The 11,306-nt window shown below is 75.2% G+C and carries 10 protein-coding genes; 7 read left to right on the forward strand and 3 right to left on the reverse strand.

Annotated features, from left to right (window positions below; genetic code table 11):
- Positions 1 to 101 precede the first annotated feature (101 nt).
- Together dut and ACU436_RS18910 are read left to right on the forward strand one after the other, a co-directional pair.
- Positions 102 to 557 (forward strand): dUTP diphosphatase, encoded by a 456-nt coding sequence (dut, locus tag ACU436_RS18905; protein WP_459027041.1) that lies wholly within the window; start codon positions 102 to 104, stop codon positions 555 to 557.
- Positions 557 to 3,253 carry a DUF3710 domain-containing protein gene (locus tag ACU436_RS18910; RefSeq protein WP_459026984.1) on the forward strand — a complete coding sequence of 899 codons (2,697 nt, stop codon included), beginning with the start codon at positions 557 to 559 and terminating at the stop codon, positions 3,251 to 3,253. Before dut ends, ACU436_RS18910 begins: the two co-directional genes overlap by 1 nt.
- Here the strand turns inward: ACU436_RS18910 and ACU436_RS18915 are convergent.
- The gene (locus ACU436_RS18915; protein ID WP_459026986.1) at positions 3,231 to 3,938 is read right to left on the reverse strand and encodes an alpha/beta hydrolase; all 708 of its coding nucleotides are present in this window, start codon (positions 3,936 to 3,938) and stop codon (positions 3,231 to 3,233) included. The two genes, ACU436_RS18910 and ACU436_RS18915, sit on opposite strands and share 23 nt — an antisense overlap.
- A gap of 142 nt (positions 3,939 to 4,080) precedes the next feature.
- Here ACU436_RS18915 and ACU436_RS18920 point away from each other — a divergent pair, with 142 nt between their 5' ends.
- Complete coding sequence (locus ACU436_RS18920) at positions 4,081 to 4,464, forward strand: OB-fold nucleic acid binding domain-containing protein (RefSeq protein WP_459026988.1); 384 nt, start codon at positions 4,081 to 4,083, stop codon at positions 4,462 to 4,464.
- Between the two features lie 157 nt (positions 4,465 to 4,621).
- Complete coding sequence (locus ACU436_RS18925) at positions 4,622 to 5,245, forward strand: DUF3159 domain-containing protein (RefSeq protein ID WP_459026990.1); 624 nt, start codon at positions 4,622 to 4,624, stop codon at positions 5,243 to 5,245.
- Positions 5,246 to 5,895: 650 nt separating this feature from the next.
- Here ACU436_RS18925 and ACU436_RS18930 read toward each other — a convergent pair.
- Together ACU436_RS18930 and ACU436_RS18935 are read right to left on the reverse strand one after the other, a co-directional pair.
- Positions 5,896 to 6,552 (reverse strand): potassium channel family protein, encoded by a 657-nt coding sequence (locus ACU436_RS18930; protein WP_459026992.1) that lies wholly within the window; start codon positions 6,550 to 6,552, stop codon positions 5,896 to 5,898.
- A gap of 5 nt (positions 6,553 to 6,557) precedes the next feature.
- A complete protein-coding gene (locus tag ACU436_RS18935) occupies positions 6,558 to 7,220 on the reverse strand; it encodes a potassium channel family protein (RefSeq protein ID WP_459026994.1) in 663 nt (220 codons plus the stop codon).
- Between the two features lie 111 nt (positions 7,221 to 7,331).
- Here ACU436_RS18935 and ACU436_RS18940 point away from each other — a divergent pair, with 111 nt between their 5' ends.
- From ACU436_RS18940 to ACU436_RS18950, 3 genes are all read left to right on the forward strand, one after another.
- A complete protein-coding gene (locus tag ACU436_RS18940; protein WP_459026996.1) occupies positions 7,332 to 9,380 on the forward strand; it encodes an APC family permease in 2,049 nt (682 codons plus the stop codon).
- Positions 9,377 to 10,555 (forward strand): class I SAM-dependent RNA methyltransferase, encoded by a 1,179-nt coding sequence (locus ACU436_RS18945; protein ID WP_459026998.1) that lies wholly within the window; start codon positions 9,377 to 9,379, stop codon positions 10,553 to 10,555. Before ACU436_RS18940 ends, ACU436_RS18945 begins: the two co-directional genes overlap by 4 nt.
- A 416-nt stretch (positions 10,556 to 10,971) precedes the next feature.
- Positions 10,972 to 11,187 carry a MerR family DNA-binding transcriptional regulator gene (locus tag ACU436_RS18950; RefSeq protein ID WP_459027000.1) on the forward strand — a complete coding sequence of 72 codons (216 nt, stop codon included), beginning with the start codon at positions 10,972 to 10,974 and terminating at the stop codon, positions 11,185 to 11,187.
- The last annotated feature ends 119 nt before the right edge of the window (positions 11,188 to 11,306 follow it).

Below are 11,306 nucleotides of genomic sequence, written 5' to 3' on the forward strand. Positions count from 1 at the left end.
TAGCCTCGCCCGTCGTGCCCGGCCCCGTCGATGCTCCCCACCGCGAGCCGCTCACCGCACCGCTCGTCCCGGCGCCAGAACGTTCGGCGCCCACCGTCGAGGTGCTCCTGACCCGGCTCGACCCCGAGCTGCCCGCGCCGTCCTACGCACGGCCCGGGGACGCGGGCGCCGACCTGTACTGCGCGGCCGACGTCGTCCTGGCCCCGGGGGAGCGCGCGGTGGTCGGCACCGGGGTGGCCATCGCACTGCCGTGGGGGTACGCGGGCTTCGTGCACCCCCGGTCCGGGCTGGCCGCCCGCGCCGGGCTGTCGATCGTCAACGCCCCCGGCACCGTCGACGCCGGCTACCGCGGCGAGATCCTCGTCTGCCTGATCAACCTCGACCCCCGGCACGAGGTGCGGCTGCGCCGCGGCGACCGGATCGCCCAGCTGGTCGTGCAGAGGGTGGAGCACGCCCGGTTCGTCGAGGTCGGGGAGCTGCCCGCCTCCGAACGCGGTGCGGGCGGCCACGGCTCCACCGGCGGGCACGACCGGCTGCACACCGGGGACGGGCCGTAGTGGCGCGGCGCGGCAGAGGTGGCTCCGGCGTACGGCTGGACGGGGAGGCCGACCGGGGCGGGCTGGCCCTCGACACCGAGAGCCCGATCCCGCCCACCGGCCCGCACGACGGTGGTGACCTCGATCCCGAGCTCACCGACGCGGCCGGTCTCGTCGACTTCGGGTCGATCCGCGTGCCGCTGCCCCCGGAGGGCACCGTCACCGTCGAGCCCACGGCGAACGGCCGCATGCAGGCCGTGCACATCGCGCTGCCGGGGGGCCGGCTGTCGGTGAGCGCGCTCGCCGCCCCGAAGACGTCCAAGCTGTGGCCCGATCTGGCCGGCGAGATCGACGCATCGCTGCGCGAGGGCGGGGCGCGGGTGCGGTCGTACCGCGGCGAGTGGGGGCGCGAGCTCCACGCGACGTCCGGGGGCGCCACGTCCGTCTTCGTCGGGGTGGACGGTGCGCGCTGGATGCTCTACGGCGTCGCCACGGGCCCCAGCGCGCAGGCCGGCCCGCTCGACGCCGAGCTGCGCCGCATGCTGCGGGGCAGCGTCGTGGTGCGCGGGACGCAGCCCTACCCGGTGCGCACGATCCTGCCGCTCGCCGTGCCCGACCACCTCGCGGCCGAGGTCGCGGCCACCCCCGCGGCCACGGGAACCAAGAAGCGGTCGGCCGCGAAGGCGGGCGCCGGGAAGTCGGCGCCGGGCAAGGCGGCACCCGGGAAGACGGCGCCCCCGAACTCGGACGCGGCCACCGCGGCCGCCAAGAAGGCCGCCGCGCGGCGGGCGGCGGCGCGGAAGGCCGCCGCGGCCGCCGCGGTGAAGGCGGCGGCCGAGGCGCTGGCCGAGCAGGCGGCGGAGGACCGGGCCGCGGCCGCCGACCGGCCGGACGCCGGGAGCGCCGCCCGGGACCTCCCCGCTGCCGGGACGATCCCCTCCGGGCCGGGCCCGGACGCGCCGCTGCGCGAGCAGGCGCCGTCCGCGCGCCGGGCGGCCGCCGCGGCCTGGCGCACCCGGCCGGCGGTGCGCCGCGACGAGCGGCCCCCGCCCGCGGAGGCGCAGCCCCCCGCCCGTCCGGTCGCCGAGCCGGCCCCCACCGAGGCGCTGCCGGTCACGCCCGCGGCGCGGGCCGACCTAGTGGTCCCCGCCGGAGGTTCGCCAAGGGTCTCGGCGGCCCAGCTCCCCGCTGGACGCACCGGCGAACAGCCCGAGTACAACCCGGTACGAGGGCTGCCCGCCGGCACCCCCAGCGAGAAGCTGGATCCACCGATACCCCCGACGAACCTCCGGCGGGAACCACTAGCTCCCGCCGAGGCGCTGCTCCCGACCGAAGCACTGCGTCGTGTCGAGCCGGGTTCGGGTGGCCGGCGGCGGCTGGGAGAGCCCGGTCCGCCCCCACCGCCCCCGCCCGGTCGGCGGCGCCTGCCGGAACCCCCGGTCGAGGAGCCTCGGGCCGGCGGGCGGCGCCGGCTGCGCGAGCCCGCGGCGGACCTGCCCCCGCCCGACCGCGGGTACCCGGCCGACCCGCCGCCTCCGGAGGTCGGTCGGCGCCGCCTCCAGGAGCCGGGCGGCGTGCCCGGCGCCACGGCAGCGTGGGAGATCGACGCGCCCGGTGGGCGGCGCAGGCTGCGCGATCCGGTCGCCGAAACGGGTGTGTCCGCTTCGGGTCGGCGTCGCCTGCAGGAGCCGCGGGATTCGGGCCCCGAGCGGCCGGCCGTGGCCGACGCGGGTGTCTCCGCCACGGGTCGGCGCAGGTTGCGCGAGTCGTGGGAACCGGGCGAGCCGGTGGCGGACACGGGTGTCTCGGCGACCGGTCGGCGGCGCCTGCGGGAGCCGTCAGACGATGCGGCCCCGCCGTGGGAGACGGCGCGCGGTGGCCCGAACGGCGGGCCGGGCGGCCGGCGCCGGCTGGGCGAGGCGCCCGGGCTCACCGCCGCGGCCGCGGCGGACACCGGCGTGTCCGCGTCCGGTCGGCGGCGGCTGCGGGAGCCGTGGGACGAGGCCGGACCGCTCGACGGGGATCCGGGAGCGTCGGGTCGGCGCCGCTTGCGAGAGCCGTGGGACGACGCGCCGCGTGCGTCCGCGGCGGACGCGGGTGTGTCGGCGACGGGCCGGCGGCACCTGCGGGAGCCGGATCCCTCCGGCCCGGCCGCGGCGGACAGCGGCGTCTCGGCGACCGGTCGGCGCCGGTTGCGGGAGTCGTGGGACGAGGCAGGCGCGGGGGAGCCGGCTCGCATGAACGGGCCGGTCGACCAGGCGTCCGGTCGACGGCGCCTGCAGGAGCCGTGGGAAGGAACCGAGGCGGGCGGCACGGCGCCGGGCCGGCGGCGGTTGCGGGACCCGCAGGACGACGTCGACCAGGAACCGAGCGGTCGGCGGTACCACGATCCGGGTGAGGACCTGCTCTCCGGCACCGGGCGGCGTCGGCTGCGCGAATCGGCGCCGCCCCCCGCCCGGGACCGGACGCAGCCGGAGCCCTGGGCGGACGGCCCCGGCGGCCCGCCGCACCGGAGCACCCGCCGCGGCCCTGCCGACTACCTGGCCGAGACCGGGGAGCAGGACGCGGGCTGGGCCACCGCGCTCGACGACTACGCCGACCGGCATGACAGCGGCCGGCACTCCGGGGTGGGCGACGGGTCGCCCCCCACGGTTCGGCTGGAGACGCTGCTGAGCGAGCTGGACCCGAACCGTCCTAGGCGCCGCCACCGCCGCTGATCCGCTCGGCCGCCAGCCGCCATGCCGGCACGGCGGCCCGCCCGAGGACGGCGGGGTCGGCGCCGAGCGCGCCGAGGGTGGTCGTGCGGAGCGCGGCGCAGGGCAGCGCCCGGGCCCAGGTACGGGCCGTGGCAAGCGGGTGCACCGGGTCGTCGACGAGGGCGACGATTCCCACCGGCACGGTGAGCGAGCGGAGCGCGGCCGGGTCGGGAGCGGGCTCGGCCGCGGCGGCGTCGAGCGCGTCGGCGAGCCCCGGCCCGTACCCGGCCCAGGCGCGCGCGAGCTCGTCGGCCAGCCACCGGGGCGCGCCCGCCCGGGCCGCCGCCACCGCGGCCGCCAGTCCGCCCGCCCGCACCTGCGCCGCCGTGGCCCGGGCCGCCGCGGCGGCCGGTGCGCCGTCGGGGGCTCCGGTCCACGCCGGCATCGCGGCCAGCACGCCGGTGAGCCCCGCGGGTGCCCGCTCGGCCGCCCAGGCCGTCGCGACGTGCGCGCCGAGGGAGATCCCACCGACGAGGAACGGCCCGGGCCGCTCGGCCGCGGCGTCCAGCGCCGCCCGGTACCCGGCGACGACGTCCCCGCCGGGCCGCGGCGCCATGGCCTCGAGCGTGATTCCCCACACGCGCAGCGCGGGCCCGAACGCCGACCGGACGAAGCGGGCATCCGAGCCGGATCCGGGCAGTACCACGGCCCGGACGGCGCGACCGGGCGACCGCTCGTCGTGGCCTGCGGAAAAGGGCGCCGGTGAGGTCAGCGGAGTGGGTTTCCTGCGGGTTACATTGGGAACATATCCGGCCTCGCGTGGAGGCGCCGAGCGAGCTGGGGGAGAAATGACCAGCAGCGATGGCGGTGCGTTCCGCCGCATGCTCCGCCGCCTGACCAGTGACGTCGATGAGCTGGATGCCGACGACCTCGAGGCCGGCGCGCAGAAGTCCGGGGCGCAGCGCGCGTCCGACTGCGCATGCGGCCAGGAGGTCACGATGCTCGGCCGGTTGCGCAGCGTGGAGTTCCGACCGCAGGACGCCGAGGCCTCGCTGGAGGCCGAGCTGTTCGACGGCACCGACGGCGTCACGCTGATCTGGCTCGGCAGGCGCCGCATCCCGGGCATCGAGCCGGGGCGCACCATGCGCGTGCGCGGCCGGCTCGCCCTCCGGGACGGGCACAAGGTGCTCTACAACCCGTTCTACGAGATCTGCCCCGCCAACACGGTGTGACGGGCTGCAACATTCCCCCGAACGGGCCCGTGGGCCGGCCCGGTACCCTCGGCCACGCCGGTTCGCCGGCATGCTCAGCAGCACGGCGACCACGAGGAGCACCGTGACGCACGGCCCGACCCCAGGCCACACTTCTGAGTCCCAGGCCGACGGCCAGGTGACCGACGAGCCGCGGGAGGAGCGCGAGACGCCCAGCCTCCTGGAGCAGATGGGCGGCGTGCAGGGCCTCGTCGCCTCCACCATCCCGGTCGTCGTCTTCGTCGTGGCCAACGTCGCGTTCGGGCTGCAGGTGGCCGTGATCTCCGCGCTGGTGGCGGGTGTCGCCACCGCGGTGTGGCGGATCGCCCGCAAGCAGGCGCTGCAGCCGGCCGTGTCCGGCCTCTTCGGCGTGGGGATCGCGGCGTTCATCGCCTACCGCACCGGCGAGGCCCGCGGCTTCTACCTGCCCGGCCTGCTCTTCAGCGCGACGTGCGGCCTCGCCTTCCTGGTGTCGATGGCGGTCCGGTGGCCGCTCGCCGGGGTCGTCTGGCACGCGGTGAACGGCGACGGCCAGTCCTGGCGTGCCGACCCCCGCCTGCTGCGCGCCTACACGTTCGCCACGGCGCTCTGGACCCTCGTGTTCGCCTCCCGCGTGGTGGTGCAGGGCTGGCTCTACAACGCCGACGAGGAGACGTGGCTCGGCATCGCGCGGCTGGCCATGGGCTACCCGCTCGTCGGGCTGGCGCTGCTCGGCACCGTCTGGGCCGTCCGCCGGGCGGGCCGCGACGCCGCCCCGGCCTAGCTTGCTCGGGCCGAAGAGGTCGGTGTGATCGAGGCAAGTTTGGTGCTCGCGGTGCGGATTCCGAGGGCGTAGCGCGCAGCGTCGCTGGTGGGGTGGGGTCCGCAGGCTGCCGCCAGCAGCCGGCGCCGGACACCCACCCACGGTCCTCGCCTCCCGCCGGTCGACGCCGTGCGGGGTCGCGTTCCGGGTGTCGGGCCAGCCGGTGACGTCCCGGTGCTGTCGGTGGATGTCCAGGTCCCACACCGGTTCGAGCCGCGTCGTGCGTTCCGCAGAAGCAGTCATCGCCTCGGCCTGACCAGGGGATTCGCTGCCGGTGGGCGCGCCCACCGGCAGCCGATCCCGTGACGAGACAGACCCGACCGCCGGGCGCCGGTCACGTTCTCGATACCTGCGATCTTCTCCGTCAAGATCCGAAGTATCGGGCGTCCATGGTCGTGGTGACAGCCATGGGCAACCGAAACTTCGGATCATGCCCGCGGATCGACGGGCATCGACCCCACGCCGCCGCGTGCGCAGACCCCGACCAGCCGCTCAGGGCCGCTCGGATGAGCTGCCGCCCAGTTGGGCCGGCGACCCGACACCGACACAGCGGCCGAACCAGCCACTGCCGCCGCCGACCCGAGACATGATCACGATCTACCGCTGCGGTACTAGACCCCCAGCGTGCCCCGGATGTCTTCCTCCACGGCGGAGGTGGCGACGAACAGCAGCTCGTCGCCCGGTTCGAGGGCGTCGTCGGCCTGCGGCACGATCACGCGGCCGCCGCGCAGGATCACCACGAGCGCCGAGTCGACGGGCAGCTGCAGCGATCGCACGGGCTTCCCGGCGAGCGGGGTGTCCGCGGGCAGCGTGACCTCAACGAGGTTGGCCTGGCCCTGCCGCAGCGTCAGCAGCCGCACCAGGTCGCCGACGGCCACCGCCTCCTCCACGAGCGCCGCGAGCAACCGGGGGGTGGACACGGCGACGTCGACGCCCCAGTTCTCGCTGAACAGCCACTCGTTGCGCGGGTCGTTGACCCGCGCCACGACGCGGCGCACCGCAAACTCGGTCTTGGCGAGCAGGGACACGACGAGGTTGACCTTGTCGTCGCCGGTGGCGGCGATGACGACGTCGCAGCTCTCCATCCCGGCCTCCTCGAGCGAGGCCAGCTCGCAGGCGTCGGCGTGCACCCACTCGGCGCGCTCGACCGCCTCCGGGTCGATGTTGGCGAGCTCACGCTCGATGAGCATCACCTGGTGCTTGCTCTCCACCAGCTCCAGCGCGATGGAGCGGCCGACGGCCCCGGCTCCCGCGATCGCGATGCGCATCCGACTCAGCCTTCCTGGGGCGGCGCGGCGGCCGCTGCGGTGACGTCGCTGACCGTGCCGGACACCGCCGCGACGTAGATGGTGTCCTCGGCCTGCACCGCGGTCTCCGGGCCGGGGAGCACGCCCGTGCCGAACCGGACGATGAACGCCACGCGACAGCCCGCGGCGGCCTCGAGTTCGTGGATGGGATGGCCGACCCACTCCTCGTGCACGGGCAGCGGCAGGATCGCGACGGTGCCGGTGGGCTCGCGCCACGCCGAGGCGACCCCGTCGGGGAGCAGCATCCGCATCAGGCGGTCGGTGCTCCACGGGACGGTGGCGACGGTCGGGATCCCGAGCCGCTCGTAGACCGCGGCGCGCTTGGCGTCGTAGATGCGGGCGACGACGCGCTCGACGCCGAACGTCTCCCGGGCCACCCGGGCGGAGATGATGTTCGAGTTGTCGCCGCTGGAGACCGCGGCGAACGCCTGGGCCCGCTCGACGCCGGCCTCCACGAGCACCTCGCGGTGGTAGCCCTCGCCGACCACCTGCTTGCCCCGGAACTCGGGGGAGAGCCTGCGGAACGCCTGCCGGTTGCGGTCGATCACCGCGACCTCGTGGCCGAGGCGGTCCAGCCCTGCGCACAGGGCCGCTCCGACCCGCCCGCAGCCCATGATCACGACGTACACCGCACTGCCCTCCCCGCTCGCGGGAACGCTATCGCGTAGCGGGCCACCACACCGTGTTCACCCACCCCGCAGGCTCCGCCGGCTCACCATCCCCCTGTATAGGCTTCCCCGGTGCCCAAGCTCGGCATCGCGCTCAAGCGCGTACTCGTCGGGCGGCCGCAGCGCAGCGACCGTCTCTCCCACACGTTGCTCCCCAAGCGGGTCGCGCTGCCCGTCTTCGCGTCCGACGCGATGTCCTCGGTCGCCTACGCGCCCGAGGAGATCTTCCTGACGCTCTCGGTCGCGGGGCTCTCGGCGTACGCGTTCTCGCCGTGGGTGGGCCTCGCGGTCGTGGTGGTCCTGCTCACCGTCGTCACGAGCTACCGGCAGAACGTGCACGCGTACCCGTCCGGCGGCGGCGACTACGAGGTGGCCACGGTCAACCTCGGGCGCCGGGCCGGGCTCACGGTCGCGAGCGCGCTGCTCGTCGACTACACGCTCACGGTGGCCGTCTCGATCTCCTCGGCCGCGGCGAACGTCGGTGCGCTGATCCCGGTCGTCGGTGACAACAGGGTGGCGTTCTCGGTCGGCGCGATCCTGCTGCTCACCGCCATGAACCTGCGCGGGGTGCGGGAGTCGGGCGTCGCGTTCTCGGTCCCGACCTACGCCTTCATCTTCGGCATCGGGTCGATGCTCGTCTGGGGGTTCACCCGCATCCTCGTGTTCGGCGAGGACGTGCGGGCGCCGAGTGCCGACGTCCAGCTCCTGGCACAGGGTGACGCGCTCACCGGGCTCGCCCTGGCGATGCTCGTGCTGCGGTCGTTCACCCAGGGCTGCGCCGCGCTGACCGGCGTCGAGGCGATCAGCAACGGGGTGCCGGCGTTCCGCAAGCCGAAGTCCCGCAACGCCGCCACCACCCTGCTGCTGCTGGGCACCGTCTCGGTGGTGATGTTCTCCGGGCTCATCGCGCTGGCGCAGCTCACGGGCGCGAAGATCGCCGAGCGGCCGGCCGAGCAGATCGTCAACGCCCCGCCGGGCTACGTGCAGGAGACGCTGGTCGCCCAGCTGGCCGAGGCGGTGTTCGACGACTTCCCGGCCGGGTTCTTCTTCGTGGTGGTCTTCACGGCGCTGATCCTCGTGCTGGCCGCCAACACCGCCTACAACGGCTTCCCGGTGCTCGGGTCGATCCTGTCCCAGGACCGCTACCTGCCCCGGCAGCTGCACACCCGCGGCGACCGCCTCGCGTTCTCCAACGGCATCCTCGTGCTCGCGGCCGTGGCGATCGTGCTGGTCGTCGGGTTCCAGGCCGAGGTCACCCGGCTGATCGCGCTCTACACGGTGGGCGTCTTCACGTCCTTCACGCTCAGCCAGGCCGGCATGCTGCGCCACTGGAACCGGCTGCTCGCCTCCGAGACCGACGCCGCCGCCCGGCGCCGGATGAAGCGCTCGCGGGTGATCAACGGGTTCGGCGCGGCGATGACGGGGGCGGTGCTGGTCGTCGTGCTCATCACCAAGTTCACCCGGGGCGCCTGGATCGCGATCGCCGCGATGGTCGTGTTCTACGTGCTGATGGAGGCGATCCGGCGCCACTACGACCGCGTGGCCGTCGAGCTGGTGGCGGGGGAGACCGACGCCGTGCTGCCCTCGCGCAACCACGCGATCGTGCTGGTCTCCACGCTGCACAAGCCCACGCTGCGCGCCCTGGCGTACGCCAGGGCGACCCGTCCGGACCGGCTGGAGGCGGTCACCGTCAACGTGGACGACGCCGACACCAAGCGCCTGATGCGCGAATGGGACCAGCGCAAGCTGCCGGTGCCGCTCAAGGTCGTGGAGTCGCCCTACCGGGAGATCACCAAGCCGGTGCTCGACTACGTCAAGCGGATCCGCGGCGACAACCCGCGCGACGTGGTCACCGTGTTCATCCCGGAGTACGTCGTGGGCCACTGGTGGGAGCAGATCCTGCACAACCAGAGCGCGTTGCGGCTGAAGGGCAGGCTGCTGTTCCAGCCGGGGGTGATGGTCACGAGTGTGCCGTGGCAGCTGCGCTCGTCCGAGCGGATCGTCACGCGGCGGCGGCCGGAGACCCCGCCGGGCTCGTCCCGGCGCGGGTACGAGCCGGTGGCCCGCGACGGCGGCTCCGGGGCGGCGCCCAAGGCGGGCGCAGGGCGGCGGCGGCCATGAGCTCCACGGCCTCGAGGCCGGCGCTCGACTGGACGGACCGGGTTCTGGAGCTCGACGTCGGTCCGGTCGCGCACGGCGGGCACTGTGTCGCCCGCCACGAGGGTCGCGTGGTGTTCGTCCGGCACGCCCTGCCCGGGGAGCGGGTGGTCGCCGTGGTCGTCGAGGACGGTGGCGGCGGGTTCTGCCGGGCCGACGCCGTGGCGGTGCGCGAGGCGGCAGCGGGCCGCGTGCCGGCGCCGTGCGTGTGGGCGCGGGCAGGCGGCTGCGGCGGCTGCGACTTCCAGCACGCCGACCCGGCCGTGGCGCGCGAGCTCAAGGCGGCGGTGCTCGCCGAGCAGCTGCGCAGGCTCGCCGGGATCGAGCGGGCGGTGGAGGTCGAGGAGCTGCCCGGCGGCGCGCTCGGCTGGCGGCACCGGGTGCGGCTGGCCGTCGACGAGCACGGCAGGCCCGGTCTGCGGGCGCATCGCAGCCACGACGTCCTGCCGATCGCCGACTGCCCGATCGCCCCGGCCGGAACCCTCCCACCGGTGCTCGAACGCCGCTTCGCGCCGGGGGACGAGGTCGAGGTCGCCGTGGACGCCGAGGGCGTCGTGCACACCGGAACCGGCCCGGCCGTGCAGCGCGCCGCGGGGCGCGAATGGCTGCTCTCGCCGGGCGTCTTCTGGCAGGTCCACCCGGCGCTGCCGGACGCGCTCGCGTCGGTGGTCGCGGAGTGGGCGGCCGCGCCCGCGGGCGGCACGGCGTGGGACCTCTACGGCGGGGTGGGCCTCTTCGCGGCGGTGCTCGCGGGGCAGGTGGGGCCGGACGGGGAGGTCGTCGTCGTCGAGTCGTCGGCCGCGGCCGTCGCGGACGGGCGGGCGGCGCTCGCCGACCTGCCGCAGATCGGCTGGCGCACCGGGCGCGTCGAGCGCGTGCTGCCCACCCTCGCCGGCCGGCCGGACGTGGTGGTGGCCGACCCGCCGCGGCGCGGGCTGGGCCGCGAGCTCGTCGACGCGCTGTGCGCGCGGGCCCCCGACCGCGTGGTGCACGTGGCCTGCGACCCGGCGGCGCTCGCCCGGGACCTCGCCCTGTTCGACGCGCGCGGCTACCGCCTGGCCGAGCTGCGGGCCTTCGACGCGTTCCCGATGACCCACCACTTCGAGAGCGTCGCCCTGCTGGTCGCCCGGCCCACCTGATCGACGTGGACGCGCGCCCGATCGATCGGCGACAGCCGGGTACCTGACCCCGCGACGCATCGGGTCAGGCTCGACAGGCCCGCCTGCGCACCCGGTTCAATGATCACCTGGGTCTGGCCGGGCTGCCATGTGCGAGGAGCGCCGCGATCGAGCACGGCCACCGGACATGTGGCGCTCCGCCGCCAGGCCTGGTGCAGCCCCGACACCATCGGCCGTCGGCGGTTGGTCGGTGGACCGCGGACAGTCGCTCGACCACGTCGGGCATGGTCCCGAGCAGCGCGGCGAACTCGCTCCACATCCGAGTGCTACTCATGGCCGAAGGGTCGCACAAATCGCCCAAAATGACCAGCTCGCTCAGATCGCTAGTATCGATCAGGAGGCTCAGGTCGCCCTTCTCGCCGCTTACGGTGGCTGCTGTGACGGAGAGCGACGCCGATGAGGAGGAGCTGACCACCGCGGTCGCGGCCAAGCGGGTCGGCGTCTCCCGGATGACGCTGATTCGCTACGCCGAGCAGGGTTATGTGAGCCCCACTCGCGTGCTGCCGTCCGGACACCGCAGGTGGAAGCTCTCCGAGCTGCAGCGACAGCTCCGCGAACTGCCGCCGCGCAGCGAGCGCAAGACTCAGAGCTAGTGTCCCGAGTCGTTAATCCGCGCCTTAATTGCTGGTAGTCTGGCTCGATGGCGCGGACGGGTCGGCCAGTCGCGGAGCTGGTGCTCACTGAGGATGAGCGGGAGACGCTGAGCCGGTGG

This window comes from Pseudonocardia wallangbongensis, assembly GCF_054486945.1.

Bases quoted from the DNA above. Each gene is read 5' to 3' on its own strand.
- ACU436_RS18930 (WP_459026992.1), bottom strand. From the start codon at position 6,552: ATGCGCATCGCGATCGCGGGAGCCGGGGCCGTCGGCCGCTCCATCGCG.
- ACU436_RS18945 (WP_459026998.1), top strand. From the start codon at position 9,377: ATGAGCTCCACGGCCTCGAGGCCGGCGCTCGACTGGACGGACCGGGTT.
- ACU436_RS18920 (WP_459026988.1), top strand. From the start codon at position 4,081: ATGACCAGCAGCGATGGCGGTGCGTTCCGCCGCATGCTCCGCCGCCTG.